23 protein-coding genes and 1 pseudogene are annotated in these 26,218 nt (G+C 73.3%); 7 read left to right on the forward strand and 17 right to left on the reverse strand.

Annotation, left to right across the window (positions count from 1 at the left end; all coding sequences use genetic code 11):
• Positions 1 to 153: 153 nt before the first annotated feature.
• The 6 genes from I5Q34_RS16690 to I5Q34_RS16715 form a co-directional block, all read right to left on the reverse strand.
• Positions 154 to 1,188, reverse strand: coding sequence for a BMP family protein (locus I5Q34_RS16690; protein ID WP_199893084.1), 1,035 nt, complete (start codon positions 1,186 to 1,188; stop codon positions 154 to 156).
• 132 nt (positions 1,189 to 1,320) lie between these two features.
• A complete protein-coding gene (locus I5Q34_RS16695; protein WP_199893376.1) occupies positions 1,321 to 2,571 on the reverse strand; it encodes an amidohydrolase in 1,251 nt (416 codons plus the stop codon).
• A gap of 132 nt (positions 2,572 to 2,703) precedes the next feature.
• A complete protein-coding gene (locus tag I5Q34_RS16700; RefSeq protein WP_199893085.1) occupies positions 2,704 to 3,846 on the reverse strand; it encodes a hypothetical protein in 1,143 nt (380 codons plus the stop codon).
• A gap of 12 nt (positions 3,847 to 3,858) precedes the next feature.
• Positions 3,859 to 4,800 (reverse strand): N-acetylneuraminate synthase family protein, encoded by a 942-nt coding sequence (locus I5Q34_RS16705; protein ID WP_199893086.1) that lies wholly within the window; start codon positions 4,798 to 4,800, stop codon positions 3,859 to 3,861.
• Between the two features lie 46 nt (positions 4,801 to 4,846).
• The gene (locus tag I5Q34_RS16710; RefSeq protein ID WP_199893377.1) at positions 4,847 to 6,052 is read right to left on the reverse strand and encodes an acylneuraminate cytidylyltransferase; all 1,206 of its coding nucleotides are present in this window, start codon (positions 6,050 to 6,052) and stop codon (positions 4,847 to 4,849) included.
• A 497-nt stretch (positions 6,053 to 6,549) separates the two neighbouring features.
• Positions 6,550 to 7,890 (reverse strand): DUF6716 putative glycosyltransferase, encoded by a 1,341-nt coding sequence (locus tag I5Q34_RS16715; protein WP_199893087.1) that lies wholly within the window; start codon positions 7,888 to 7,890, stop codon positions 6,550 to 6,552.
• A gap of 187 nt (positions 7,891 to 8,077) precedes the next feature.
• On the opposite strand from I5Q34_RS16715, the gene I5Q34_RS16720 reads away from it, so the two are divergent.
• The 3 genes from I5Q34_RS16720 to I5Q34_RS16730 are packed head-to-tail and all read left to right on the forward strand — an operon-like array spanning position 8,078 to position 11,543.
• Positions 8,078 to 9,043 carry a glycosyltransferase family 2 protein gene (locus I5Q34_RS16720; protein ID WP_199893088.1) on the forward strand — a complete coding sequence of 322 codons (966 nt, stop codon included), beginning with the start codon at positions 8,078 to 8,080 and terminating at the stop codon, positions 9,041 to 9,043.
• Positions 9,040 to 10,437: an alpha-2,8-polysialyltransferase family protein gene (locus I5Q34_RS16725; RefSeq protein WP_234429041.1), complete on the forward strand. Its 1,398-nt coding sequence runs from the start codon at positions 9,040 to 9,042 to the stop codon at positions 10,435 to 10,437. The genes I5Q34_RS16720 and I5Q34_RS16725 overlap by 4 nt, the downstream gene beginning before the upstream one ends.
• Positions 10,434 to 11,543: an acyltransferase gene (locus I5Q34_RS16730; protein ID WP_199893089.1), complete on the forward strand. Its 1,110-nt coding sequence runs from the start codon at positions 10,434 to 10,436 to the stop codon at positions 11,541 to 11,543. The genes I5Q34_RS16725 and I5Q34_RS16730 overlap by 4 nt, the downstream gene beginning before the upstream one ends.
• Here the strand turns inward: I5Q34_RS16730 and I5Q34_RS16735 are convergent.
• Positions 11,540 to 12,187: a TetR/AcrR family transcriptional regulator C-terminal domain-containing protein gene (locus I5Q34_RS16735; RefSeq protein ID WP_199893090.1), complete on the reverse strand. Its 648-nt coding sequence runs from the start codon at positions 12,185 to 12,187 to the stop codon at positions 11,540 to 11,542. The two genes, I5Q34_RS16730 and I5Q34_RS16735, sit on opposite strands and share 4 nt — an antisense overlap.
• Before the next feature lie 71 nt (positions 12,188 to 12,258).
• On the opposite strand from I5Q34_RS16735, the gene I5Q34_RS16740 reads away from it, so the two are divergent.
• Positions 12,259 to 13,683 carry an FAD-dependent monooxygenase gene (locus tag I5Q34_RS16740; protein WP_199893091.1) on the forward strand — a complete coding sequence of 475 codons (1,425 nt, stop codon included), beginning with the start codon at positions 12,259 to 12,261 and terminating at the stop codon, positions 13,681 to 13,683.
• Positions 13,684 to 13,848: 165 nt separating this feature from the next.
• On the opposite strand, the gene I5Q34_RS16745 is transcribed toward I5Q34_RS16740, so the two are convergent.
• From I5Q34_RS16745 to I5Q34_RS16760, 5 genes and pseudogenes are all read right to left on the reverse strand, one after another.
• Positions 13,849 to 14,034, reverse strand: a complete 186-nt coding sequence (locus I5Q34_RS16745) for a DUF397 domain-containing protein (RefSeq protein ID WP_199893092.1) — start codon at positions 14,032 to 14,034, stop codon at positions 13,849 to 13,851.
• Positions 14,031 to 14,159 (reverse strand): annotated as a pseudogene (locus tag I5Q34_RS35785) (DUF397 domain-containing protein); the annotation flags it as partial. The gene I5Q34_RS16745 and the pseudogene I5Q34_RS35785, both read right to left, overlap by 4 nt.
• Positions 14,110 to 15,054, reverse strand: coding sequence for a helix-turn-helix transcriptional regulator (locus I5Q34_RS16750; RefSeq protein ID WP_307811687.1), 945 nt, complete (start codon positions 15,052 to 15,054; stop codon positions 14,110 to 14,112). The gene I5Q34_RS16750 and the pseudogene I5Q34_RS35785, both read right to left, overlap by 50 nt.
• Before the next feature lie 175 nt (positions 15,055 to 15,229).
• A complete protein-coding gene (locus I5Q34_RS16755; protein ID WP_199893094.1) occupies positions 15,230 to 16,627 on the reverse strand; it encodes a GntP family permease in 1,398 nt (465 codons plus the stop codon).
• Between the two features lie 45 nt (positions 16,628 to 16,672).
• A complete protein-coding gene (locus I5Q34_RS16760; RefSeq protein ID WP_199893095.1) occupies positions 16,673 to 17,176 on the reverse strand; it encodes a gluconokinase in 504 nt (167 codons plus the stop codon).
• Positions 17,177 to 17,324: 148 nt separating this feature from the next.
• Here I5Q34_RS16760 and I5Q34_RS16765 point away from each other — a divergent pair, with 148 nt between their 5' ends.
• Positions 17,325 to 18,032 carry a FadR/GntR family transcriptional regulator gene (locus tag I5Q34_RS16765; RefSeq protein WP_199893096.1) on the forward strand — a complete coding sequence of 236 codons (708 nt, stop codon included), beginning with the start codon at positions 17,325 to 17,327 and terminating at the stop codon, positions 18,030 to 18,032.
• Here the strand turns inward: I5Q34_RS16765 and I5Q34_RS16770 are convergent.
• Positions 17,992 to 19,374, reverse strand: coding sequence for an amidase (locus I5Q34_RS16770; RefSeq protein WP_277965536.1), 1,383 nt, complete (start codon positions 19,372 to 19,374; stop codon positions 17,992 to 17,994). The genes I5Q34_RS16765 and I5Q34_RS16770 overlap by 41 nt on opposite strands.
• 192 nt (positions 19,375 to 19,566) lie before the next feature.
• On the opposite strand from I5Q34_RS16770, the gene I5Q34_RS16775 reads away from it, so the two are divergent.
• Positions 19,567 to 20,358 carry a DUF4239 domain-containing protein gene (locus tag I5Q34_RS16775; protein ID WP_199893098.1) on the forward strand — a complete coding sequence of 264 codons (792 nt, stop codon included), beginning with the start codon at positions 19,567 to 19,569 and terminating at the stop codon, positions 20,356 to 20,358.
• Between the two features lie 676 nt (positions 20,359 to 21,034).
• Positions 21,035 to 22,507: an alpha/beta hydrolase gene (locus tag I5Q34_RS16780; RefSeq protein ID WP_199893099.1), complete on the forward strand. Its 1,473-nt coding sequence runs from the start codon at positions 21,035 to 21,037 to the stop codon at positions 22,505 to 22,507.
• On the opposite strand, the gene I5Q34_RS16785 is transcribed toward I5Q34_RS16780, so the two are convergent.
• From I5Q34_RS16785 to I5Q34_RS16800, 4 genes are all read right to left on the reverse strand, one after another.
• A complete protein-coding gene (locus tag I5Q34_RS16785) occupies positions 22,504 to 22,716 on the reverse strand; it encodes a hypothetical protein (RefSeq protein WP_199893100.1) in 213 nt (70 codons plus the stop codon). The genes I5Q34_RS16780 and I5Q34_RS16785 overlap by 4 nt on opposite strands.
• A 46-nt stretch (positions 22,717 to 22,762) precedes the next feature.
• Entirely contained in the window at positions 22,763 to 24,385 is a 1,623-nt protein-coding gene (locus I5Q34_RS16790) for a methylmalonyl-CoA mutase (RefSeq protein WP_199893101.1), read from the reverse strand.
• Positions 24,386 to 24,590: 205 nt separating this feature from the next.
• Positions 24,591 to 25,535 (reverse strand): hypothetical protein, encoded by a 945-nt coding sequence (locus I5Q34_RS16795; protein WP_199893102.1) that lies wholly within the window; start codon positions 25,533 to 25,535, stop codon positions 24,591 to 24,593.
• Positions 25,535 to 26,191 carry an RNA polymerase sigma factor gene (locus I5Q34_RS16800; protein ID WP_199893103.1) on the reverse strand — a complete coding sequence of 219 codons (657 nt, stop codon included), beginning with the start codon at positions 26,189 to 26,191 and terminating at the stop codon, positions 25,535 to 25,537. Before I5Q34_RS16800 ends, I5Q34_RS16795 begins: the two co-directional genes overlap by 1 nt.
• Positions 26,192 to 26,218: the final 27 nt, after the last annotated feature.

Consider the following 26,218-nt stretch of genomic DNA (forward strand, 5'->3'; position numbering starts at 1 on the left):
AACCCGGGGGGGGGGGGGGGGGGGGGGGCCCCCCCACCCGGCCCACCCGCCCCCCCGGGGGTTGGGGTCCCCCCGCGCTGGGGGGGCCCGGGCGGGGCCCCCCCCGCGGGCCCCCCACAACCGTTCATGTCGGCCGGCCGGCGCCGGCCGGGGTCACGGCTGGGTCTTGACCTTGACCTGACCGTCGGCGACCTTCTTCTTCGCGGCCTCGATCTTGTCCTTGATGTCGTCGATGTGGCCGCCCGAGGTGGCCAGCGAGACGCCGCCGTCCTTGAGCAGGTAGGTCTTCGGGCCGGTGAGCGGCTTGCCGTCCTTGACGCTCTTGATGAGGTCAAAGACCGCCACGTCCACGTTCTTCACCACCGAGGTGAGGATGTGGTCCTTGTACTTCTCCAGGCCCGGCTGCTGGTACTGGTCGGAGTCCACGCCGATGGCCCAGGCGTCCTTCTGCCCGGCGATGGCCTCGATGGAGCCGTTGCCCGACAGGCCCGCCGCCGTGTAGATCACGTCGATGCCCGAGTCGAGCATGCCCTTGGCCTTGTCCTTGGCCGCGGCCGGGTCGTTGAAGCCCTTGTCGTTGTTCGGGTACAGGTACTGCGAAGTGACCTTCGCGTTGGGGTCGGTGTCCTTGACGCCCTGCTCGAAGCCCGCCTGGAACTTCTGGATCAGCGCGTTGTTGACGCCGCCGATGAAGCCGACCTTGTGGTTCTTGGACTTCAGGGCCGCGGCGACACCGGCGAGGTAGGAGCCCTCGTGCTCACCGAAGGTGATGCTCTCCACGTTCTTGCCCGCGGCGACCGAGTCCACCACGGCGAAGGTGGTGTCCGGGTGGTCCTTGGCGACCTTCTCCACGGACTTCTGGTAGTTGAAGCCGACGCCGACGACGGGGTTGTAGCCCGCCTCCGCCAGGGAGTTCAGCCGCTGCTCGCGCTCGGCCTCCGTCTCGCTGTTCTTGGCGGTCATCATCTTGTTGTTGAAGTCCAGCTCCTTCTTCGCCTTGTCGGCGCCGCGGGCGGCGGACTCGTTGAAGGAGTGGTCGTCACGGCCGCCGACGTCGAAGGCGAGGCCGAGGCCCTTGCCCTTGCCGCCGCCGCTGGACTCGGTGGACGACTCACCACAGGCAGTGAGGGTGAAAGCGAGAGCCGCGGTGGCGATGCCCGCAACAGTGATCGTGGATACCCGGCGCACGAGGGCCCCTTCACTCGAAGCGCCGTCGTTGGCGCTGGTTTCGACGGGATCGTAACGCGCGTAGATGGCCTGAAAAGGGTGAGCCGGAAGCCGTTATCGGATCGTCGCTAACCGAACAGTTGTTGGCGAATCCTACGAAAGACGGCCATCCAGCAGCGCCGCGGCTGTAAAAAGCTCCACACCGACCCTGATCGCGCCCTCGTCCACGTCGAAGTCCCCGCAGTGCAGATCACGGCGCGAGGTGTCCCCCACGGGCCGCACTCCGAGGCGGGCCATCGCGCCCGGGACGTGCTCCAGATACCAGGAGAAGTCCTCCCCGCCGAGGCTCTGCTGGGTGTCCTCCAGCGCGTCCGCCCCGCGCCGCGCGGTCATGGCCCGGCCCAGCAGCGCGGTCATCTCGTGGTCGTTGACCACGGGCGGGACGCCCCGGACGTAGGTGATCTGCGACTTGGCGCGGTGCAGCGTGGCCACCTCGTCGACCGCCGCGTGCACCAGGTCGGGCGCGTCCCGCCAGGCGTCGATGTCCAGGCAGCGGATGGTGCCGGAGAGCTCGGCGCGCTGCGGGATCACGTTGGCCGCGTGCCCGGTCTCCAGCCGGCCCCAGGTCACCGCCAGGCCCGCCCGGGTGTCCACCCGCCGCGAGAGCAGCGCCGGCACGTCGGTGGCCACCCGGGCGGCGGCGGTCACCATGTCCGTGCTCAGGTGCGGACGGGCGGTGTGGCCGCCGGGGCCGTCCAGGACGACCTCCAGCTTGTCGCAGGCGGAGGTGATCGCTCCGGTGCGCAGCCCGAGCCGGCCGACCTCGGTCTTGGGGTCGCAGTGCACGGCGAGGATCCGGCCGACGCCCTCCAGCGCCCCGCCGTCGATCGCCTTCAGCGCGCCGCCGGGCAGGATCTCCTCGGCGGGCTGGAAGACCAGCCGCACCGGGTGCGGCAGCAGCCCCTCCGCGTCCAGCGCGGCGAGCACCAGGCCGGTGCCGAGGACGACGGTGGTGTGCACGTCGTGCCCGCAGGCGTGGGCGGCGCCCGGCACCGTCGAGCGGTACGGGACCGTCTTGGTGTCGGGGATGGGCAGCGCGTCGAGGTCCGCGCGGAAGGCGAGCACCGGGCGGCGCTCCGCGCCCGGCCGGGGACGCCCGATGTCGCAGACCAGCCCGGTGCCCGCGGGCAGCGTCCGTGGACGCAGCCCGGCCTTCTCCAGTCTCGCCCTGATCGCCGCGGTGGTGCGGAACTCGCGGTTGCCGAGCTCGGGGTGCATGTGCAAGTCCCGGCGGAAAGCGACGAGTTCTGCGCCGAGCCCGGCCGGGAGCAGACCGGGCAGCGCGCCGGCCGGAGCGCCTTCAAGATCGCCAACAGGAGTGGCAGGAGCGGCTTCACAGGGCATCAGTTGCTTCACCCTCTGAAGAGTAGGCCCCCTCATGCGGCAACTGCCCTCCCATCGTGAAAAGTTCAGCCGCATGGATGGGTTACCAGGGGGGTATGACCCGTATTTACGGCGTACCTTTGCGAGACACTGTCAGGTGCTGCGCGCCGGGGCGGACATCTGCGGTAGGCGGCGTGCGTGGCGTGCGCTCCCGGTGACCCGGGAGAGGAAGCCCTGTGCCCGGGGCGAGGCGTGCGCGGTGAGCCACGAGGGGTCGATGTCGCAGACGGCGACGGTGACCTCGGTGCCGGCGAGGGCGAGCGGGAGGGTGTGCACGACCGTGGACGGGAAGCTCAGCACCGTACGCCCCATGGGCCCGCGGCGGGCGACGAGCTCCAGGGGCAGCTCGGGCCGGACGACTTCCAGGCCGAGCCGCCCGGCTATCAGGCGCAGTTTGCCGGCGCTCTCGCGGCGGTGCGCGAAGTAGCGGGTGGCGCCGTGGGCGGCGGCCAGGGCGCCGACGGCCTCCAGATAGCGCTCGGCCTCGACGACCCCGGTCTCGACCAGGGAGGTGCCCACCAGGTCCGTGGAGCGGGTCAGCCGCGGGGGGCCGAACGTGGCGCGCGTCCAGGCGAAGGCGTTGGCGGTGACCGTCACCCCCGGGGGCGGTTCGACCGGCATGGAGGTGAACAGCTGCACACTCCGGTGGTCGTTCGGTGTGAGCATCCGGCGCGCCGAAGCGGAGAACGGCGCGAAGGCGAGATCACGCGCCCCCCGGCCGCCGGACGGCCGGTGCCAGCGCACGAACCGTTCGCCACGGGCGAGTTGGGCCACGAACTCCATCGTCGCCGTCCCGTCGTCCACCACCACCAGCTCCCGCGGCCGGGCGAGGGTCAGCAGCAGCTGGACGTAGCGCGAGAACGGGTCCCCGATGACGATGCGGTGCGCGGCGCGCAGCGGCCCCGCGAGGGAGCGGACGGTCTGCAGGGGCGCGCCGACGCCGCCGCGCGCCTCCTCCCAGCCCAGCCTGACGCCTTGGTCGCGGGCGAGTTCGGCCATGCGGCGCAGCTGGCCGCGGGTCATCGGGTCGTGCGGGGCGAGCACGACGATTTCCAGGTCGGCCGTGCCGAGGGGGACGCGGCGCCGGTCCGAGCCGCTGGTGCGCTGGGCGGGGACGCCGTCGTCGTACGGCCGGTCGTGGGCGCGGTCGTGCGCCCACTCAAGGACGTTGAGGAGCTGGACCGGGCTCTCGACGAAGGCCAGCGTGGCGGCGGGGAGGTCGTCCGGGGCGCTCATGCGGCCGGCCCGTCAGACCGCTGCCGGCCGGCGGCCGGCGGCCTGGGCGATGACGCCCGGGACCCGGCGCAGCTTGCGCATCGGGGCGAGCTCGCTGTCGTAGACCCGCTTGACCCCGTCCCCGAGCGCCTCCTCCACGACCCGGACGTCGCGCACCAGCCGTGCCAGGCCGCCGGGTTCGACGGAGGCGGCCTGGTCCGAGCCCCACATGGCGCGGTCCAGGGTGATGTGCCGCTCGACGAAGCAGGCGCCCAGCGCGACGGCGGCCAGCGTGGTCTGCAGGCCCGTCTCGTGGCCGGAGTAGCCGATGGGGACGTTGGGGTACTCGTCCTGGAGCGTGTGGATGACCCGCAGGTTGAGCTCGGCGGCGCGGGCCGGGTAGGTGGAAGTGGCGTGGCACAGCAGGACGTTCCCGCTGCCGAGCACCTCGACGGCGTGCCGGATCTGCGCGGGCGTGGACATCCCGGTGGAGAGCACGACCGTGCGCCCGGTGGCCCGCAGGGTGCGCAGCAGCTCGTCGTCGGTGAGCGAGGCGGAGGCGACCTTGTGGGCGGGCGGGTCGAACTTCTCCAGGAAGGCGACGGCCTCCGTGTCCCAGGGCGAGGCGAACCAGGCGATCCCGCGTTCCCGGCAGTGCTCGTCGATGCGGCGGTACTCGTCCTCGCCGAACTCGACGCGATGGCGGTAGTCGATGTACCTCATCCGCCCCCAGGGGGTGTCGCGTTCGACGTCCCACTGGTCGCGCGGGGTGCAGATCTCGGGGGTGCGCTTCTGGAACTTCACGGCGTCGCAGCCCGCGTCGACGGCGGCGTCGACGAGCGCGAGGGCCTTGTCCAGGTCGCCGTTGTGGTTGATGCCGATCTCGCCGGTGACGTAGACGGGATGGCCGGGGCCCACGGGACGGTCGCCGAGGTGACGGGTGCGGGAGCGGGTTGCGAGGACGGTGGGGGCCATGGAGCGGTTCCTTACCTGGGGCGTTGGGGGCGGGAGGGGGACGGGGTCAGAGCTCGGGGCCGAGGAGCCGGCCGGCGATCTCGCGGACGGCGCCGCGGCCGCCCGGCGCGCGGGTGACGGCGCGGGCGGCTTCCCGTACGGCGGGGTGGGCGTCGGCGACGGCCACGGGCCAGCCGACGAGGCGGAGGCAGGGCAGGTCGTTGACGTCGTTGCCGGCGTAGAGCACCCGCGCGGGGTCGATGCCGCGCTCGTCGCACCACTGCTTGAGCACGGCGTCCTTGGTGTCCGTGCCGTGCACCACCGGCACCTTCAGCTTGCGGGCGCGGGCGGCGACGACCGGGTTCACCTCCGTGGAGAGGATCAGCAGGGCCAGCCCGGCGCGGCGCAGGGCGGCCATGCCGAGGCCGTCGCCCCGGTGGACGGCGACGAGTTCGCGGCCCTCGGCGTCGACCAGGACGCGGTCGTCGGTCTGGGTGCCGTCGAAGTCGAGGACGACGGCGTCGATGTCGTCCCGGGCGGGGAAGTCCGGGACGCCGGGATCCTGGGCGTCGAGGAGGGGTGCCAGGGCGCGGGCGCGCGCCAGGTCGTGCGGGTCGTCGATCTCCAGGACGCGGGCGGGGTCGGTGGGCACGGGCTCGGTGCGGCCGAAGAAGCGGTGGCCGGCCGCGCGGAAGCCGGCGGCGCGCATCGCGTAGGCGGCCCCGGTCTCCAGGAGGTCCTGTGGCCGGTCCTGGCGCCGGGGCCGGTGCTTCTTGTCATGGTTGACGCCGTGGGCCCCGTTGTCGGATGCGCGATTTCCGGCCACTTCCGGGCTCCGCCAGACGAAGCCGTGGAAGGGCGCCACGGTCAGCGCGCTGTCGGCACCGCCCTCGGTGACAGCGGCGGTCACCGCGTCGATGTCCCCGGCGGTCAGGAAGGGGCTGGTGCACTGCACGAGCAGGACGGCCTCGACGGCGCGGCCGCCGGCCGCCTCGTGGGCGTCGAGGGCGTGCAGCACGGCGGCCTCGCTGGTCGCGGTGTCCCCGGCGAGCTCCGGGGGCCGCTGGACCACCGTGGCGCCGGCGTCCCGCGCGGCGGCCGCGACGGCGGGGTCGTCGGTGGAGACGACGACGTCCGTGACCCGCGTCGCCGCCCGGCAGGCGTGGACGGCCCGGGCGACCAACGGCACGCCCCCGACCCGGGCGAGATTCTTGCCGGGCACCCCCTTGGACCCGCCACGGGCGGGGACGACGGCGAGGACGGCGGCGGGCATGGCGGGCTCCTCGGGGATGCGGTGGGCAGGGGTGTGGTGTTCGGGGCCGGGCGGGGCGGTGGAGGCTGCGGCGCGTGGTGCGGGGGCGGCGGACGGCCTGCGCGCGGGCGGTACGGGGGCGGGGACGGCGGGTTGCGCGGGCCCGGGTGGCGCGAGCCCGGCCACCCCGCCGAGCGCTGATGGCCCGGGCGCGTACGCCCCGGACGCGGGCGCGGCGGACGCGGGCGCGGCGGACGCGGGCGCGGCGGACGCGGGCGCGGCGGACGGACCGCACGCGGGCTGTACGAGGGCGACGGCAGCGGCCACGAGGGACGCCACCGGCGCAGGCGGCACGGGATCACCGGGCCCAACAGGCCCAGGCAGCACGGGAACCGCAGGCGCGGGCACAGCAGGCGCCTGCGGCACAGGCGCACACGCCCCGGACGCGGGCCGCGCCCCTGCGGCGGGCGCGCCCGGCCCTCCGGGCCGCGCAGCCCGCGCAGGCTGCCCCACCCCCCTCACAGCTCCCCCATCCGCCGGATCACCGGCGCCACCCGCTGGACGCCGTGGCGGTACGCGCCGCGGGCCGCCTCCCGCAGGGCGCCGCGGGCCGCGCGGCGGAGCCTGCTCTCCTCGGCGGGCGGGGCGGCGCGGCCGGGGAGGGGGCGGCCGTCGGGGGCGAAGCCGTGGCGGGCCAGGATTCCGGGCAGGTAGCCGGGGGCCGTCTCCCTCGTGTAGTACGGCGCCAGGGGCGGCGGGCCGGGGGGCGCGAGGAGGTCGGCCACGCGCCGCCGGGCGGCGTCGAACGCCCCCTCCGTGGCCACCCCTTGGCGGGCGAGCCACTCCGGCTCGGGCTTGGGCAGGTGACCGGCGTCGAGCCGGTCCCAGGAGGCGAGGCAGCCGGAGCCGAGGAAGTGGTGGTTGCCGAGCTGCTCGCGGACCCCGAGGTCGGTGAGGACGGCGGTGGGCACGCCCCGGTGCAGCGCCTCCAGGGCGGCGGTCGAGCTGACGGTCACCAGCAGGTCGGCGCGGTCCAGGACCTCGCCCATGTTCCCGTACACCAGGCGGCAGTTGGCGGGCAGTCCGGCCGGCAGCCGCCCGGCGAGCCGCTGGTACGGCAGCTCCTCGACGTGCGTGGTGTGCTCACCGGGACGGCTGCGCAGCTTGATCAGGACCTCGCGCCGGGGGTGCAGCCGGGCGTGCCGCGCGGCACGTTCCAGCAGGTACAGCCGGTCCTCCCGGCGGTCGGGGACGGAGGGCTGGGCGGCGAACACGACCGTGTACGGCCGGACTTCGGGATCGGCGGGCCCGTACGGAGCCCCCTCCAGGAAGGGCAGCGCGCACTCGGTAACACTCCCCGCGGCCGCGCCCACCCCCTCGTACACCGCGCGGAACCGCTCCGCGTCATGGCGGGAGTTGGCGAGGACGACGTCGGCCCCGTGCCGCAACAGCAGCCCGTCGGCGAGCTTTTCGTAGACGACGCCCACGTACCCGGTCACGACCACCGGCCGCCGCGGCGCGCCGCGCCACGCGTGGGCCAGCCCGTGCAGCAGGGCCTGCACCGCGCCGCCGACGCACGCGAGCAGCACGACGTCGTACCGGGCGGCCCCGGCCGCGGCCGCGAACTCCGGGCCGGTCACCTCCGCCAACCGCGTCCAGTCCACGCCGACTTCGGCGAGCTGGCGCGGTGTCGGGGTGGCGCGCCCCCGGAGCAGATATCCGTCCGGGCTCGCACCGGGCGCGAGCCGGCGCGCGGTGAGCGCTCCCCATTTCCAGCGGGTGTCGGAATCCGCGAGGACGGCGACCCGGGGCGGGGATTCGGTACGCGAGGGCGCTGAGGAGGAAGGCGCTGAGGGCACGGCACCGACGATAGGAATTGATTCGGTTTGGCTGCCCAACACCGGCTCAACAATCGGTTAACAGCACACCGACGCCCGGCGAATCGGTTGAGCAGCGCGCCCAGTTCACCATTTCGCCGTGGGCCGTTCACTTCCGCTTGTTCCGGCGGTCAGGACGAATGCCGGGCCGTCACCTAACGTGACGCGAGTGGTCAAGCTCTCCGTCATCGTGCCGTTCTTCAATGTGCAGACCTATGCGCAGGACACCCTGCGGAGCCTCAAGGCGAACGCCCACCGGGATTTCGAATTCATTCTCGTCGACGATTGTTCGACCGACGGGACGGGTGATCTCCTCCGGCGCGCGGAACACGACCTGCCCGGGGCCGTGCTGGTGCGCCACGCGGCCAACGGCGGCCTCGCCACCGCCCGCAACACCGGGCTGGACGCGGCGCGCGGCGAGTACCTGACCTTCCTCGACGGGGACGACTGGCTCGCCCCCGGCCACCTGCGCCGGCTCCTCGCCGTCGCCGAGGAACTGGCCGTGGACTTCGTGCGCACCGACCACGTCCAGTGCACCGGCCGCGCCCGCACTGTCCACCGCGTCCCGCACGGCCGCCGCGGCGTCGTCCTCGACCCGCGCGACGCCATACTGCCCGCCGACCGCAGCACCTCCGTCGACTACCCGTACGCCTGGGCCGGGATCTACCACCGGCGGCTGCTGGACGCGGGGCTGCTGCATTTCCGGCACGGCCTGCGCACGGCCGAGGACCGGCCCTGGATCTGGCGGCTGCACCGCGAGGCGGACACCTTCGCGGTGGCCGGACTGCTCGGCGTCTTCTACCGTCGTGGCGTCGCCTCGTCCCTCACACAGATCGGCGACGTGCGCCAGCTCGATTTCCTCCGCGCATTCGACCAGGTACTCGAAGAAACGGCCCGAGACCGGGATGCCGAGGCCCTGCTGCCGAAAGCCGTCCGCACCTATTGCGCGATCATTTCCCATCACCTCGGCTCCATCGAACGATTCGAACCCGACGTCGCCCGGGCGCTGCGTTCGCTGAGCGCCGCCGCCATGAAACGGATGCCACCGCGATTGCTGAACGACGCCCTGAATTCCATGGACGCGGACCGCGCGCGGCGACTGCGCCGCGTCCGCAGGCGGGTGACCGTCCGATGACGAACCGGCCCCGCACCCAGAACCAGCCCCGCACCCAGAGCCGAACCCACACCCCGGACCGGCCCCGCACCCAGATCCTCCTCGCCTCCACCCTCTACGGCACGGCGACCCTCGCCGCCGCCCTGGACGCCGGGCTCCTCCCCCCGGCCGACCGCCGTCTGCTGCTCGTCGCCAACAACGCGGCCGTCCCCGAGACCACGCCCGGCCCCGACGAGGCCCCCGGTTTCGACGCGCTGCGCGCCCGCTTCGACGGCGTGCTCTCCTGGAACGCGACGATCAGCCCCTTCCACCCCGCCGGCTGGTCGCCGCGCCCCGACGACGTCCCGCTGTGGGAGCGGCACTTGAGGCTGCTGTGGCACCTGGGGGACGACGACGTCGAGATCGTCCTGGAGTCCCTCCAGGTCAACCCGGCCCTCGCGCTGGCCCAGGTCTTCCCCGCCGCCCCCCTGGACGTCTACGCGGACGGGCTGATGAGCTACGGCCCCACCCGCAACAAGCTCGACCCGCTGATCGGCACCCGCGTCCGCCGGCTCCTCCACCTCGACCTCGTGCCCGGTCTGCGGCCGCTGCTGCTGCGGGAGTTCGGCGTCGAGGCCCGGACGGTCCCCGGCGAGGTCTTCGCCAAGGTGCTGGCGGAGATCGCCGACGCGACCCCCGAACTCCCCGCCGTCCCCGAGGGGTCCGCGCTCCTGCTCGGCCAGTACCTCTCGGCGCTGGACATCCTCACCCCCGAGGAGGAGGAGCGGCTGCACGTGCGCATGCTGCGCGGCGCGTTGGCGCGCGGCCACCGCACCGTGGTCTTCAAGCCGCACCCGACCGCGCCCGCCCGCTGGTCGCGGCTGCTGGAGGAGGAGGCCGGCCGGCTCGGGGCAAACCTCACGGTCGTGGACTCCCCCGCCCTCGCGGAGGTCCTCTGCCAGCGGCTGCGACCGGCCCTCGTCGTCGGCTGCTTCTCCACCGCCCTGATGACCGCCGGCGCCTTCCACGGCCTGCCGGCCGTCCGCACCGGGACGGACCTGCTGCTGGAGCGGCTCACCCCGTACCAGAACAGCAACCGGGTCCCGGTCACCCTCGTCGACGCGCTCCTGCCGCCGCTGGAGGACGAGCAGACGCCCGTCCACGCCGGTGACACCGGGGAGTTGCTCGCGGCGGTCGGCTACGCGATGCAGCCGCAGATCAATCCGGACCTGCGCGCGGCGGCCGAGCGCTACCTGACGGTCCATCTGAACACCGCCACCTGGCGCTACTTCAAGCGCCGCCGCCTGACCGCCCTCGGGCTCCCCGGGGCCGTGCCGCCCCAACTTGCCTTCCTGCCGAGGAATCCCACCGTGCGCCGGATGGCACGCCGGGTCCGCGCGGTGCGCCGCCGGCTGAACAGAAGGAAGCCCGCATGACGGCCACCGCCCCCGCCCCGCCCGTGGCACGACCGCGGGAACACCGGCCGGAGCGCCGCGGCGGGCGGCTGTACGCGCTGGACGGGCTGCGGCTGGTCGCCGCGCTGATGGTGGCGCTGTACCACTACGGAGGACGGGACGGCGAGATCGCCACCGCGTGGGGCGCCTCGCCCCGGCGCGAATTCCCGCACCTGTCCACGGCGTTCGCCTACGGCTGCCTCGGCGTGCAGATCTTCTTCGTCATCAGCGGCTTCGTGATCTGCATGAGCGGCTGGGGGCGGCCCCTGCGCTCCTTCTTCGCCTCGCGCGCGGCCCGGCTCTACCCCGCGTACTGGGCCGCGATCGCGCTGGTGACGCTGGTCTTCGCCCTCCCCTGGGTCACCTACCGGACGGTCTCGCTCAGCGACACCCTCGTCAACCTCACCATGCTCCAGCAGCCCGTCGGCGCCGAGCGGGTGCTCGGGGTGTGCTGGACGCTCTGGGCCGAGGTGCGCTTTTACGCCCTCTTCGCGCTCTTCGTCGTCCTGCCGGGCGCGACGCGGCAGCGCGTCGTCCTCTTCTGCGCGGTGTGGACACTGGCCGCGGTGATCACGACGGCCGGGCACCTGGAGTCGCTGCGGGTGGTCGTCATGCCCGAGCACGCGCCGTTCTTCATCGGCGGCATCGGCCTGTACCTCGTCCACCGGTACGGACACTCCGCGCTGAACTGGGGCATCGTCGTGGGGAGCTTCCTGATCGGGCAGCGCTACGCGGTGGTGGGGCTGTGGCATCCGCCCAACCCGCACTACTTCTCGTACCGTTCGCCGTCCGTCATCATCGCCGTGCTCGCGCTCGGATACGCGGCCGTCGCGCTGATCGCGGCGGGGCGCGCGCGATGGGCGAGTTGGCGCTGGCTGCCCGTCGCGGGGGCACTCACATACCCCTTCTACCTGGTGCACGAGCACCTGGGCTGGGTGGTCGTCGGCGCGCTGCACCGCGGGCTGGGCCTGCCGTCGTACGCCACCTTCGGGCTGACGATCGCGCTGATGCTGGGGCTGGCGTGGCTGCTGCACGTCCTCGTGGAACGGCGGTTGACCCCTCTGCTGCGCAGGGCACTCGACCGCTAGCCCTTCGGAAGCGTCGCCTCCAGGCCCGCGATCACCGCGCGCAGGCCCGCCTCGAAGCCGGCCTCGGACTCGCCGAAGAGCTCGGGGCCGGCGGCGGCCGCGATCGGGTAGTCGTGCAGGCGCTGTTCGCGCTCCATCAGGTCGATGCCCTTGACGCCCTGGTCCGGGTAGCCGACGGCGGACTGCTCCTCTATGACGTAGCCGATGGTGTAGCAGTACGCGGTGTAGAAGGCGCGGGCGGCGGTGCGGGGGGCGAAGCCCGCTTCGACGAGGGAGGCGAGATAGCCCTCCATCGTGTCCGCGTAGGAGTTGTCGGTGAAGCGGGTGCCGCTGTAGACCTTCGCGCCGTCGCGGTAGGAGAGCAGCGTGCGGCGCAGCGCGCGGTGGGACTCGGCGAGGACGTCCTGCCAGGCCGGCTGCTCCGTGACCTCCCTGAGCCGCTCGGCGCGGGACATCCGCCGCAGCATCTCCGTGGCCATCGCGTCGAGCAGGTCCTGCTTGTCCTTGAAGTGCCAGTAGAGGGCGGGGGCGCGGACGTCCAGCTCCTGGCCGATGCGGCGGAGGGTCAGGCCCTCCAGGCCCACCTCGTTCAGCAGCCCCAGGGCGGTGTCCACCACCTGCTCACGGTCCAGTCGCGTTGCCATGCTTGACAGTTTAACGCCGTTCAGCCCATCCTTAACGCTGTTAAATTGAACGCCGTTAAGGAGTGCTGCGCATGCATGCCACCACTGATGTGCTGATCGTCGGCGCGGGCCCGACCGGCCTGGCCCTGGCCTGCGACCTGGCCCGGCAGGGCGTCCCGTTCCGCCTGATCGACGCGGGCGACGGGCCCTTCCCCGGCTCGCGCGGCAAGGGACTCCAGCCGCGCACCCTGGAGATCTTCGAGGACCTCGGGATCCTGGACGCCGTGCTGGCCTCGGGCGACCGGCTGCCGCGGATGAGCGGCTGGAAGGACGGGCGGCTCGCCACGGAGTGGGACATGATCACGCGCCTGGAGCCGACGCCGGATGCGCCGTTCGGCGAGCCATGGATGCTGCCGCAGTGGCGCACGCAGGAGATCCTGCGCGAGCGGCTCGAAGCGCTCGGCGGGCGCGTCGAGTTCGGCACGCGGCTGGCCGGCTTCGAGCAGGACGGTGACGGGGTGACGGCGCACTTCGAGGACGGCTCCGGCGCGCGGGCTGCGTACCTCGTCGGGGCGGACGGCGGGCGCAGCACCGTGCGGGGCGTGCTGGGCACGCCGTTCACGGGGACGACCGTGGATCCCGCCCCGATGATCGTGGCCGATCTGGAGGTGCCCGGGCTGGCGCGGACGCACTGGCACACGTGGGAGACGGCCGAGGGGGCGCTGGCCCTGTGCCCGCTGGCGCGGACGTCGGTCTTCCAGCTGATGGCGGGGTACGGGGCGGGGGTGCCGGACCCGTCGCCGGAGGGGGTGCGGGCACTGGTCACGGCGCGGACGGGCCTGACGGCGGGGGCCGTCCACTGGTCGTCCGTCTTCCGCGCCCGGGCCGCGATGGCGGAACGCTTCCGCGAGGGGCGGGTGTTCCTGGCCGGTGACGCCGCGCACGTCCACTCCCCCGCCGGGGCGCAGGGCCTCAACACGAGCGTCCAGGACGCGTACAACCTCGGCTGGAAGCTGGGCCACGTGCTCCGGGGCGCGGACGTCGGGCTCCTCGACTCCTACGAGGCGGAGCGGCTGCCCGTCGCGGCGGACGTGCTGGGCCTGAGCACCCGCATCCACCGGGGCGAGGGCGGCGAGGGCCGCGCCCTGACCGCCCGCCGGGGCCGGGAGGCGCACCAGCTGGACCTCAACTACCGGGAGAGTCCGCTGTCGTGGGAGGCGCGTTCCGGTCTCGCGGACGACGCGCTCCGGGCCGGGGACCGGGCGCCGGACGGGGTGCTGGACGACGGGCGCCGGCTGTTCGAGGCGTTCCGCGGAACACGGTTCACGCTGCTGGCGGTGGGCCGGGAGGCCGGACTCCCGGACCTGGACGGGCGGCTCGTCGCCACGCACCACATAGGCGAGGCGGAGGCGTACGGGCAGGGCTTGTTCGTGATCCGACCGGACGGCTATGTCGGGCTGGCGACGGACGAGTCGGTGGACGTGGAAAAGTACCTGCGCACGGTGAAGCCCGCCTAGGGAGGGCAGCCCCCGGCCCGATCCCCGCCTGCGGATTACGGGCAATTTGGTTGTGCGCGGCGACGTGACTCCCAGGCTTTCACGACCAGAATGCCCGCAATTCACAGGTCAACGACCACATGGACACCGCACCGCACTCAGCCCTCACTCACTCTCTGACGGCCGCTACGAACGAAGCCATGCGGGCGGGGAAACCGTGAGCGCGGGACCATCAGGGCGCTTGCTGTCCCGGACGGGTATGGCGCCGGTGGATATGAACGCGGGGGCCCATTCGACGCAGGTCCCGCCGTTGCCCTGGCTGTAGCTGGACTTCGCCCATGTTGTGTGTGCGAGGGGTTGGGAGACACTCACAGGCGTCCGTCTCCGTCTCTGACGGTCGCTATGAACGAGGACCAAGCGGGCGGCGAAACCGTGAGCGCGGAACCATCAGGGCGCTTGCTGTCCCGGACGGGGACGACGCCGGAGGCCGCGAACTCGGGGGCCCATTCGACGCATTGGCCGCCGTTCCCTTGGCTGTAGCTGGATTTCACCCATACCGTGCGGAAGGTATCGGGGGTGGTCCTCATGGGCGTGCGCCTCCATAACGTGCGTGATGAGTTTCAGGGATTCGGTGGGCGAGAGAGCCTCGGCACGAAGTCGCTCGTAGGCCGCGCGCGCTTCGGCGACCACTTCCGCTGTGTCGTCGACCCGCCCCCGTTGATAGGTCTCTTCGTACAGGACTTCGGACCCGTTCTGTCGCGTCAGCACATTAAACGCCACGCCTCGTGCAGGCGTGCCTGCCTGGAACGGGAAGACCTGGAGGGAGATGCCGGGGACCTCCGACGCTGCCAGCAGGTGCCGGAGCTGCCCCTGCATGACCCGGGCGCTGCCGACCTGGGAGCGCAGGACGGCTTCGTGCAGGATCACCCACAGCGACGGTGGGTCCGGAGCCTCGAACAATTCGCGACGTCGCATGCGCTCGTCCACGAGCCGCTTGATCTCGGCCGCCGAGTCCTTCGGGCGGGCGGACCGGTAGACGGCCTCGGCGTACTCCGGTGTTTGCAGTATTCCCATGACGAACGCGTTGGAGTAGTCGCAGATGGACGCCGCCTCGCGCTCAAGCTGGAGGTAAGGGATGAACCACACGGGACTGCCCGCATCGGCCGCTCGCTGACGCATCCGCGCGTACACACCCGGCGTGCCGAACGCCAGGTCGCACTGCTCGGCGAACTGCGCGGACGCCAACTGCTGCCCGGTCTCCACCTTGCTGACATACGGTTGCTGGAAATGCATCTCCTCGGCCAGGCGCGCCTGCGACCATCCGCGTGCCTCGCGGGCGATCCTGATCTCCCGGCCGAACTCCTTCGCCGGTGACACCAATGCGTCGTTCAAGCCCTCAACCCCCCACATTCCTCACCGCGTTGGGTTGGCAAAGTACCCCCGCTCGCGGGGACCACGCGGGTGGAACCTGAGCCTCACGTTTGATGCCCACTCCACGAGAGTGGAACACACGAGGGCCCCGCCGAACGCGCACACGCGTTCAACGGGGCCCTCGAACCGCAGACCTCTACACCACCAACGACAGCAGCATCACAAACCCCAGCCCCACCACCGAGATGATCGTCTCCATCACCGACCAGCTCTTCAGCGTCTGGCCGACGTCCATCCCGAAGTACTCCTTCACCATCCAGAACCCCGCGTCGTTCACATGGCTGAAGAAGAGCGACCCGGCGCCCACCGACAGGACCAGCAGCGCCGCGTGCGTCGTGCTCATGTCCGCCGCCAGGGGTGCCACCAGGCCCGCCGCCGAGATCGTCGCGACCGTCGCCGAGCCCGTCGCGAGGCGGATGCCGACCGCGATCAGCCACGCCAGCAACAGGGCGGAAACCGACCAGGACTTGGAGAAGTCGAGGATCATCTGGCCGACGCCGACGTCGATCAGCGTCTGCTTGAAGCCGCCGCCCGCGCCGACGATCAGCAGGATGCCCGCGATCGGGACGAGCGACTTCTCCACGGTCGAGGCCAGCCGGTCGCGGCCGAAGCCCGCCGCGCGGCCGAGCGTGAACATGCCCACCAGCACCGCCGCGAGCAGCGCGATCAGCGGGGAGCCGATGACGTCGGCGACGCGCTGCACATGCTGCGCCGGATCGTCCACCACCACGTCCACCAGCGCCTTCACCAGCATCAGCACCACCGGCAGCAGCACCGTCGCCACCGTGACGCCGAAGCCGGGACGCCGTTCCAGCTCCGCCGACGGGCGCTGGGGGACCAGCTTCTCCGGCGGGGTGATGTCGACCCAGCGGGCGGCGACCCGTGCGAAGAGCGGGCCGGCGATCACGGCAGTCGGGACGGCGATCAGCACGCCCAGCGCCAGCGTCACACCGAGGTTGGCGCCGATCGCGTCGATCGCGGCGAGCGGGCCCGGGTGCGGCGGCACCAGGCCGTGCATCACGGACAGACCGGCCAGCGCGGGGATCCCGATCCGCATCAGCGAGTGCCCGCCCCGCTTGGCCACCAGCAGCACCACGGGGATCAGCAGCACGATCCCCACCTCGAAGAACAGGGGCAGGCCGATGACGCCCGCGATCAGCACCATCGCCCAGGGCATGGCCCGGCCGCCGGCCTTGGCCAGGATCGTGTCGACGATCTGGTCCGCGCCGCCGGAGTCGGCCAGCAGCTTGCCGAGTATCGCGCCGAGGGCGATGAGGACGCCGACGCCGGCGACGGTCGAGCCCAGTCCGGTGGTGAAGGAGGCGATCGCCTTGTCCAGCGGCGCCCCGGCGGCGGCGCCGAGCACCAGTGACCCGACGGTCAGGGCCAGGAAGGCGTGCAGCCGGAACCGGGTGATCAGAAGGACGATGACGGCGATGCCGGCGAGTACGGCGATGCCCAGCTGTGCGTGGCCCGCGGACGTGATCGGTCCGGCGGGGCCCGCGGCCAGCATCTCGACGCTGAGAGTGCTCACGGGGCTTCCTTAGAAGAGGTGGGGGCTACAAGAGCTGCAAGAGCGCTACAGGGCGCGCAGTGCGGCGACCGCGCGCTGGGCGATGACAGCCGCCTCGGGGGCGACGTCCACGACGACACCGGCCTCGTCGGCATCGAGGGGCTCCAGGGTCGCGAACTGCGAGTCCAGGAGCCGGGTGGTCATGAAGTGGCCCTCGCGGGCCGCCATCCGGCCCGCGATCAGCTCGCGCGAACCGGTCAGGTGCAGGAAGACGAGGCCGGGCGCGGCGGCCCGGAGCCGGTCGCGGTACGCGCGCTTGAGCGCGGAGCAGCTGACCACCCCGCCCCGGCCGGCCCGCCCGCCCGCCCACGCGCCGATCGCGTCGAGCCAGGGGGCCCGGTCGGCGTCGTCCAGCGGAACGCCGGAGGACATCTTCGCGATGCTGGCGGGCGGGTGGAAGTCGTCGCCCTCGGCGTAGGGGACGCCGAGGGCGTCCGCGACCAGGGGCCCGACCGTGGTCTTGCCCGTGCCCGCGACGCCCATCACCACGACGACGTGGGGGGTGGTCATGAGTACCTCGCTGTCTCCGGCGGCGGCGCGGGTCTTCCTCGACACGGCCTGCCGCCCCACTGAAACGCAAGACGTACGACGTATTCAAGCCCATGTGACCTAAACGTCATACTTAATCTCGCTCGGCATGGACACGTAGGCTGATCCCATGACCAACCAGGGCCAGGGGCAGGGGCTGCACGCGCGCGTGCTGGAGTCCCTCGGACCCGCGATCACGGCCGGCGCGTACCCGCCGGGCAGCGTCCTGCGCACCGACGAGCTGGAGGAGCGCTTCGAGGTCTCGCGCACCGTCGTCCGCGAGGTGGTCCGCGTCCTGGAGTCCATGCACCTGGTCGCCTCCCGGCGCCGCGTCGGCGTGACGGTCCTGCCCCCCGAGGAGTGGAACGTCTACGACCCGAACGTGATCCGCTGGCGGCTGGCCGGCCCCGACCGCCCCCGCCAGCTGCGCTCGCTGACCGTGCTGCGCAGCGCGGTCGAGCCCGTCGCGGCGGGCCTCGCCGCCCGCCTGGCCACCCCAGGGCAGTGCGCCGAACTCACCGAGCACGCGCTGGGCATGGTCGCCACCTCGCGCGGCCAGCGGCTGGACGCCTATCTGCGCCACGACGTCGCGTTCCACCGGGTCGTGCTGCGCGCCTCCGGCAACGAGATGTTCGCCCGCCTCGGCGACGTCGTCGCCGAGGTGCTCAGCGGGCGCACCCGTCACCAGGTGATGTTCGCCGACCCCGACCCGGCCGCGGTCACCCTGCACGTACGGGTCGCCGAGGCCGTCCGCGCCCGTGACGCGGCGCGCGCCGAGGAGCTGACCCGCGAGATCGTCACGGGAGCGATGGCGGAGCTGGACGTCCTGGCTCCGTGAGGCCCTGCGCCGGCCACCGCTCGAACCACCGCGCCTCCGCCTCCAGTTGGCCCGCCAGCGACAGCAGCAGCGGCTCGCTCCCGGCCGGCCCGAGCAGCTGCGCGCCCAGCGGCAGGCCGCCCGCGGTGAGTCCGGCGGGGACGTTCACCGCCGGCCAGCCGAGCACGTTCCACGGCCAGGTGTACGGGCACGCCGTGATCATCGCGGTGTCGGTCCCGTGGGCCGACAGCCCGTCCAGCGCCCCGACGGGCAGCGGCGGCGCGGCCGTCGTCGGCGTCAGCAGCACGTCGTAGCGCCCGAACAGCTCGCCCAGCCGCGCCCGCAGGGGCCGTTCCGCCGCGCGCGCCAGGCGCAGGATCCCGCCGCCGAGCAGCCGTCCGCCGCGTACGCTGCGGTGGGTGCGCGGGTCCAGCAGGCGCGGGTCCGGCACCCGCAGGGCCAGCTCGCGCACGCCCGCCATCGCGCGCGGGACGAACGCCGGGCCCACCGGCCCGTAGCGCGGGTCCTCGGGCACGATCTCGTGGCCCAGCGCCTCCAGTTGCTCCGCCGTCCGCTCGGTGGCAGCCCGGACGGCGGGCTCCAGGCGGTGCCGGACCGCCGCGTAGGCCGGCCGCAGCGAGAGCGCGATCCGCAGCCGCCGGGGCTTGTGCACGTCAACGGGCGGCCCTCCCACGACCCCCAGCAGCAGCGCCGCGTCCGCCACCGACCGGGTCAACACCCCATGGCAGGTCAGCCCGTTGAACAGCTCGCGCTCCGGCCAGGTGGGCACCCGCCCGCGCTGGGGCTTGACCCCCACCAGGTGCGTCCAGGCCGCCGGGATCCTGACCGATCCCGCCCCGTCCGAGCCCAGCGCCCCCGCCACGATCCCCGCCGCCACGGCCGCCGCCGAGCCGCCCGACGAACCGCCGGGCGTGTGGCCGGGGTTCCACGGATTGCGCGTCACCCCGAACGCGGGACCCTCCGTCATCGGCCACTGCCCCAGCTCGGGCGTGTTCGTCTTCCCGACGATCACCGCCCCGGCCGCGCGCAGCCGTTGGACGGCCGCGCCGTCCGCCGTCCTCGGCGGGAACTCCCCCGCGCACCCGAACGCGGTCGGCAGCCCCGCCACGTCCATGTCGTCCTTGACCGCCACGGGCACCCCGAGCAGCGGCCGCCGCTCGCCCGCCGCGCGCAGCCGGTCCGCCTCGTCGGCCTCCCGCAGCGCCTCCTCCGCCCGCACCCACCGGAAGGCGTTGAGCGTGTCCCGCGTCCGCTCGGCCGCGTCCAGCGCCGCCTCGGTCAACTCCCGTGCGGACACCTCTCCTTCGGCCACCTGCCGCGCCTGATCGACGAGCCCTGTCACCGGTCCGCTCCCCTCGCCGTACGGTCGAACACACGGTAGGTGCACTCGACAGTCAATGCGAGGGCGCCACCGTGCGCCCCTCGTGTACCTCACTGCCCCACCCGGGGCCATACGCGGACGGATCGGGCGCTACGGGCCCGGGTAAGGCTTCCGAGTCGTCAAGCGCGGCCACCGCAGGACCCGGAGGAATCGTTGCAGCTGTGGCTACTCAACTCCTTCTCCACGCCCGTGCTCGTCGCGATCGTGGTCGGGGGCCTGACGGCCCTCGCCCTGGCCGGCGCCCTCCTGCTGCACCGCCGGTTCCCTTCCCTGGAGACGGGCAAGTACAACGACGCGGTCGGCATGCTCCTCGGCGTGTTCGGCGCCATCTACGGAATCGTCCTCGCCTTCGTGATCGTCACGCTCTGGACGCAGTTGGAGACCACCGAGACGGTCGTCGCCACCGAGGCCACGGACGTGGCGCAGATCGTCCGCGACGTCCGCGCCTTCCCGCCCGACCGGCGGGACAGGATCGTCGCGGACCTCGACGCCTATGTGCACACCGTGGTCGAGTACCAGTGGCCGCGCATGCGGGAGGGCCGGGCCGACCACACGGCGGCGACCCCGAGGCTGGACCGGGTCTACGCCGACCTCCAGGCGTACGAACCGCGCACCGCCGCGCAGCAGGCGTTCTACGAGAAGGCCCTGGACGGCCTCGACGACATCGCGGCCCAGCGCCGGGCCCGGCTGAGGCAGAGCTCCCAGCAACTCCCCCTGCTCTTCCAGGTCCTGGTCTTCGGCGGCGCGCTGGTCGTCCTCGCCATCATCTGCCTGTTCGGCAACCGCAGGAAGAGCGTCCAGATCCTCTTCGTGGGTTCGGTCGCGGTCCTGATCGGCTTCAGCCTGCTCCTGGTGATCGTGCTCGACCTGCCGTTCAGCGGGGACCTCAGTGTGGACCCGGATCCGTACCGGGAGGGCGTACTCGCGGCGTTCTGGCGGAAGTGAGGCCGGCTCCGCATCGGGAGCCGCCGACCACCGTCGGTGCCGTGCACCACAACGACACCGATCCGACGCATCGTCCACAAAAACGATCAATACCCAACCACACCGCACAATCGGCCACTTGGCGACTGCCGCAGAAGATACGATCGCCACGCGTGCCAATCGCACGCCCCCCTCCAAGGAGGGTTCCGGGCCCCACGCCTTCGGGGCCCGGCCCGACCCTGAAGGTCGCGGCCGACCGGGATTCTCGGCCGCCGCTGATGGAGGGGGGCGGGCTGTGGCTCGTCACCGTAGGCCAACTCGGCTCGAGCGGATCTGGTTCGTCATCCGCGAGTTCTGGAGGTGGTTGATCGGACGGTGACCGACGATCCCCACACCAGCTGGGGACCGGCGGTCGGTTAACCGTCCTACGGTGGGACCCCCGCTTGGATTACCCGGTCCGGGCGGGGGTCTCTTGCTGCCCCTACCGTATCGAATCCTGTCCTTGACGCGCACTACCGGGCTCACAGAAGGGTGACCCCGCACCGCGCCTTGCCTGCCACCCCTGCGGATTCGCCCCGGGCAGGATCGCCGCACGCTTCACGGCCGGCCCTGTGCACGGGCGACGGGGGCTTGCCCCACCCCCCGGTCTCCTGCTGGCCTCATGGGCAAAGGAGGGCGCCGCCAACAGACTTGCCCCATGAGAACCCTCTACCGCAACGCCCTGCTCCTCACCCTCTCCACCGCCGCCATCTCCGCCGCGCTGGCCGGGGTTCCGGCCCAGTCCGTCCATGCGGCGGGCACCGCGCTCGACTGGAAGCCCTGCGCGCAGCCCGACGGCCCCGCCGGACAGGAGTGCGCCGAGCTGTCCGTCCCCCTCGACTACCGCGAGCCGGACGGGAAGCAGGTGAAGCTCGCCGTTTCGCGCGTCCGCAGCGACCGCCCGGAGGCCCGGCGCGGCACGCTGATCGTCATTCCCGGCGGGCCCGGGAGCCCGGCCGTGCCGCGGCTCACCGCGAAGGGGAAGAAGCTGCAAGGGGAGTTGAAGGGCGCGTACGACCTGGTCGCGCTCGATCCGCGCGGCCTGGGCGGGAGCGACAAGGCCGGCTGCGGGCTGGCCGACGAGGACCGCGAGATGGTCAACCTCCGTCCCTGGCCCGGGCGGAACGGGGACATCTCGGAGAACGTCGCCCGCGGCCGCCGCATCGCCGACGCCTGCGCCCGCGACGGCGGCCCGCTGGTGCGCAGCATGTCCACGGCCAACGAGGTGCGGGACATCGAGCGGTTCCGGCAGGCGCTGGGCGAGGAGAAGCTGTCCGCGTTCGCCACGTCGTACGGGACGTACGTGGCGGCGCAGTTCGCGCAGAAGTTCCCGGAGCGCACCGACCGGTTCGTCCTCGACAGCAACGGCGACCCGGATCCGTCCCGCGTGGCGCGCGGCTGGGCGGCGAACATGTCGCGCGCCATGGAGGACCGCTTCCCCGACTTCGCCCGCTGGGCGGCCGACCCGGCCCGCGGCGAGCTACGGCTCGCGCGCCGCGCCGAGGACGTACGCCCGATGTTCCTGGCGCTCGCGGACCGCCTCGACCGCCACCCCAGGCCGACGACGACACCGGGCAAGCCGCTGACCGGCAACCGCCTGCGCCAGGCCCTCCAACAGACCCTCTCCGGCAACGACTTCACCCCACTGGCCACCCTGATCAAGGCGAAGAAGCCCGCCCTGCCGCCGCACCTCGCACAGCCCCTCCCCGACGAGGAGGTCGCGGTCACCATCGGCACCATCTGCAACGACGTCCGCTGGCCGGGCTCCGTCCGCGCGTACGCCCGCGACGTGGCCGCCGACCGCGCCCGCTACCCGCTGACCGCCGGCATGCCGGTCGGCCCCTTCCCCTGCGCCTTCTGGAAGAACGCGCCCGCCGACGAGCCGGCCCGCGTCACCGCCGACGGCCCGTCGAACATCCTGATGATCCAGAACCTGCGCGACCCGTCGACCCCGTACTTCGGCGCCCTGAAGATGCGCGAGGCCCTGGGCCAACGCGCCCGCCTCGTCACGGTCGACCGCGGCGGCCACGGCGTCTACCTGGGCAACGGCAACGCCTGCGGCGACGCCGCCGTCACCGGCTACCTCGTGACCGGGAAGCGGCCGGCCGCGGACGCGTACTGCGCCGGCTAGAACAACTGCCCCTGCCCGTCCATCGGCGGCTCCTCCGGGTCGAAGAGCCGGGGCTCGGTCGCCAGGAGGGGGGCCGAGCGGCGGGAGCCGGGGCAGGAGACGAGGTCGTAGGAGGCGCGCCGGCCCGGCGGGTCGTGGCGGGCGTAGCGGCCACCGACGACGGCGATCTCTCGGGAGCAGACGGGACAGCTGCGGCGGGGTGCGGACATCGACCTAGTGTCGCAAAGGTCGGCAATGCTTCAGAACGTCTCGGCTTCAGAACGTCTCCGTGGGGACGTGGGAGCCCCACACCTCGCGGAGGGCCCCGCAGACCTCGCCCACGGTCGCCCGGGCGCGCAGGGCCTCCTTCATCGGCGGGAGGACGTTCTCGTCGGGGGTGGCGGCCGCCCGGCGCATCCGGTCGAGGGCCGCGTCGACGGCGTGCGCGTCCCGGCGGGAGCGCAGGGCCGCGAGGCGTTCGCGCTGGAGGGTCTCGATGGCGGGGTCCACGCGCAGCGGCGTGTACGGCTCCTCCTCGTCCAGGCGGTAGCGGTTGACGCCGACGACGACCCGCTCGCCGCTCTCGGTCTCCTGCGCGATGCGGTAGGCGTTGCGTTCGATCTCGCCCTTCTGGAAGCCGTGCTCGATCGCGGCCACCGCCCCGCCGTGCCCCTCGACCCGGGCCATCAGTTCCACGGCCGCCGCCTCCAGGTCGTCGGTGAGGGACTCGACGACGTACGAGCCGGCGAACGGGTCGACGGTCGCGGTGACGTCCGTCTCGTGGGCGAGGACCTGCTGGGTGCGCAGGGCGAGGCGGGCGGCCTTCTCGCCGGGGAGGGCGATGGCCTCGTCGTAGGAGTTGGTGTGCAGGGACTGGGTGCCGCCGAGGACGGCGGCCAGGCCCTGCACCGTGACCCGCGCGAGGTTCACCTCCGGCTGCTGGGCGGTGAGCTGGACGCCCGCGGTCTGCGTGTGGAAGCGCAGCATCTGCGACTTGGGGTTCCGGGCGCCGAATTCGTCCCGCATCACGCGCGCCCAGATCCGGCGCGCGGCGCGGAACTTGGCCACTTCCTCCAGCAGGGTCGTGCGGGCGACGAAGAAGAACGAGAGGCGGGGGGCGAAGTCGTCCACCGCCATCCCCGCCGCGACGGCCGCGCGCACGTACTCGATCCCGTTGGTGAGCGTGAACGCGACCTCCTGCACGGGCGAGGCGCCCGCCTCGGCCATGTGGTAGCCGGAGATGGAGATGGTGTTCCAGCGGGGGATCGCGGTGCGGCAGTAGCGGAAGATGTCGGAGGTCAGGCGCAGCGTCGGGGCGGGCGGGAAGATGTACGTGCCGCGGGCGATGTACTCCTTGAGCACGTCGTTCTGGATCGTGCCCGTCAACTGCCCCGCCGCCACGCCCTGTTCCTCGCCGGCGATCTGGTACATCAGCAGGAGCAGCGCGGCCGGGGCGTTGATGGTCATCGAGGTGGAGACCCGGTCCAGCGGGATGCCGTCGAAGAGCAGCCGCACGTCCTCGACGGAGTCGACGGCGACGCCGACCTTGCCGACCTCGCCGTGCGCGAGGGGCTCGTCGGAGTCGTGGCCCATCTGCGTGGGCAGGTCGAAGGCGACGGAGAGGCCGTGCCCGCCGTGGGCGATCAGCTGCCGGTAGCGGGCGTTGGACTCGGCGGCGGTGCCGAACCCGGCGTACTGGCGCATCGTCCAGGGGCGGCCGGTGTACATGGTCGGGTGGATGCCGCGGGTGTACGGGTACGAGCCGGGCGCGCCGAGCCGCTCGGCGGGGTCCCAGCGGTCGAGGTCGGCGGGCCCGTAGACGGGCCGGACGGGGAGCCCGGACTCGGTGCTTCTGGGCTTGGCCCGCCCCTGTGGCTCCTGCGCTGGCTCCTGTGCCATGGGTGACGCCTCCCGCCGGTCGTGCGAACGCCGCCCCGGGCACCGGACTGTAGCCGGGGGCCGAGGAGGGTGTCAGGGGACGCGCGGGCCGCGCGGAGGAGCGCGGGCAGGGCCGGGGGATGTGCCCCGCCCGCGCCGTGCGCGGAGCCTGCGGCATGGGGGGAACCACGGCTCCCGCGCGGCCGATGACCAGTCGGCCCACTCCCTACAGCGCCGGGGGGCCGGAAAACGTCACGGACGGGGCGGGGCCGGGGGCGGACGCCCTTTCACCGTCCTCGCCGTCCTCGCCGTCCTCGTCCTCGGTGGCGCGGTCGTCATCGTCGTCGCGGTCCTCCTCGTCCCGCAGCAGGTGCTCGCAGTAGTCGTGGACGGCGGCCGGGCCGCCGGCCTCGCGTTCGAGGGTGCGCACGGCACCTTCATCGGCTTTTTCCCGCCATTTCCCCTTCAGGAGGTAGTCCCGGCAGAGGCGGGCCGCCCAGCGGCGGTGGCCGCGGACCTCGTCGTGGGAGGGCCGGTCCTCGTCCTCCCGCGTCCCCGGCGGCACGTCCGGCGCGGCGGAGGCGGAGGGGCTCCCGCCGGCCGGGGCGGCGGGCGTGGCCGTGCCGCGCCCGGGGCCGGCGCCGCGCCGGCCACCGGGGTGCGCGGACGGCGGCGGGAGCGGCGCGTCGTCCCGCCGCGGGGCGCGGTACGGGGACGGGTCACCGGGTGTCACGCCGGGGCGGCCGCTCACGGCCACCGGTTCCTCGCCGGCCGCCGGGGCCCGGGCCTCGGTCCGGAACGGGGCGGGCAGCCCGACGACGCCGGAGGCGACGGCGACGCCGCTCGCCGCGCAGCCGGCGAAGACGAGGACGAGCGCGGCGCGCGCGGGCCGCCGCAGCCCGGCCCGCCGGGGCGGTACGGTCCCGGCCTCATCCCCCTTTCCGTCCAAGGGCGTTGCCGCCCGCGCCGCGCGGAACGCGGACAGCGCCGCCTCCTCGCCGGGGAGCGGCGTGCCCGGTTCGGGCAGGGGAGCGGCGAGCGCGCGCAGGGCCGCCGCGGCGGGGGCCAGGGCGGGCGGCGGATCCTCCCGGGTGCGCGGGCGCGCCGGTCCGTCCGCCGCACGGTGCCCGCAGGGCGCGGGCCCGTGGGCCCGCCCGTGGTCGTCCGCCATCACATGTCCTTCTGCGTCCGGGCACGCAATCGCGTCACACCGCGAGAGGGCCTCGCTCCGTCGGGTGACCGGCGCGGGTCCGCGCCGGGCCCTCCCGTCAACTCCGCCGTCGGCGACATCAGTTCGGCCAGCCTGCGCAGCCCCCGGTGGGCCGCGGTGCGGACGGCGCCGGGACGTTTGCCCAGCACCTCCGCCGCCGTCGGGGCGTCCAGGCCGACGACCACGCGCAGGACGACGGCCTCGGCCTGGTCCTGCGGGAGCCGGGCGATGAGGGCGAGGGCGCGGCCGGTGCCGAGGGCCTCCAGGGCCTCCCCCGCCGTGTCCGCGTCCCCGGCGCGGGCGGCGAGTTCGCTGTCGTCACCGCCGACGGCGGGGCGCCGGCCGCGCATCCGTATGTGGTCGAGGGCCCGGTTGCGGGCGATCCGGGCCGCCCAGCCGCGGAAGCGGTCCGCGTCTCCGCTGAACCGACCCAGGTCACGGGCTATTTGGAGCCACGCCTCGGACGCCACGTCCTCCGCGTCGCCGTCGCCGACGAGCGTGCGCACGTATCCCAGCAGACGGGGCTGCACGGACCGGTAGACGGTACGGAACGCCGTCTCGTCACCGCCCTGCGCCGCGCGTACCGCGGCGGTCAGTTCAGCGTCATCCCCCTGCACACCCACATCCTGCACCACTTGCAGAAC

Origin of the sequence: Streptomyces sp. AV19, assembly GCF_015999245.1 — a bacterium.
Taxonomy (GTDB): domain Bacteria; phylum Actinomycetota; class Actinomycetes; order Streptomycetales; family Streptomycetaceae; genus Streptomyces.

Bases quoted from the DNA above. Each gene is read 5' to 3' on its own strand.
- I5Q34_RS16705 (WP_199893086.1), bottom strand. From the start codon at position 4,800: ATGGCCCCCACCGTCCTCGCAACCCGCTCCCGCACCCGTCACCTCGGC.
- I5Q34_RS16735 (WP_199893090.1), bottom strand. From the start codon at position 12,187: ATGGCAACGCGACTGGACCGTGAGCAGGTGGTGGACACCGCCCTGGGG.
- I5Q34_RS16790 (WP_199893101.1), bottom strand. From the start codon at position 24,385: ATGGCACAGGAGCCAGCGCAGGAGCCACAGGGGCGGGCCAAGCCCAGA.
- I5Q34_RS16730 (WP_199893089.1), top strand. From the start codon at position 10,434: ATGACGGCCACCGCCCCCGCCCCGCCCGTGGCACGACCGCGGGAACAC.
- I5Q34_RS16710 (WP_199893377.1), bottom strand. From the start codon at position 6,052: ATGCCCGCCGCCGTCCTCGCCGTCGTCCCCGCCCGTGGCGGGTCCAAG.
- I5Q34_RS16785 (WP_199893100.1), bottom strand. From the start codon at position 22,716: ATGTCCGCACCCCGCCGCAGCTGTCCCGTCTGCTCCCGAGAGATCGCC.
- I5Q34_RS16795 (WP_199893102.1), bottom strand. From the start codon at position 25,535: ATGGCGGACGACCACGGGCGGGCCCACGGGCCCGCGCCCTGCGGGCAC.
- I5Q34_RS16780 (WP_199893099.1), top strand. From the start codon at position 21,035: ATGAGAACCCTCTACCGCAACGCCCTGCTCCTCACCCTCTCCACCGCC.
- I5Q34_RS16695 (WP_199893376.1), bottom strand. From the start codon at position 2,571: ATGCCCTGTGAAGCCGCTCCTGCCACTCCTGTTGGCGATCTTGAAGGC.
- I5Q34_RS16760 (WP_199893095.1), bottom strand. From the start codon at position 17,176: ATGACCACCCCCCACGTCGTCGTGGTGATGGGCGTCGCGGGCACGGGC.
- I5Q34_RS16765 (WP_199893096.1), top strand. From the start codon at position 17,325: ATGACCAACCAGGGCCAGGGGCAGGGGCTGCACGCGCGCGTGCTGGAG.
- I5Q34_RS16740 (WP_199893091.1), top strand. From the start codon at position 12,259: ATGCATGCCACCACTGATGTGCTGATCGTCGGCGCGGGCCCGACCGGC.
- I5Q34_RS16700 (WP_199893085.1), bottom strand. From the start codon at position 3,846: ATGAGCGCCCCGGACGACCTCCCCGCCGCCACGCTGGCCTTCGTCGAG.
- I5Q34_RS16725 (WP_234429041.1), top strand. From the start codon at position 9,040: ATGACGAACCGGCCCCGCACCCAGAACCAGCCCCGCACCCAGAGCCGA.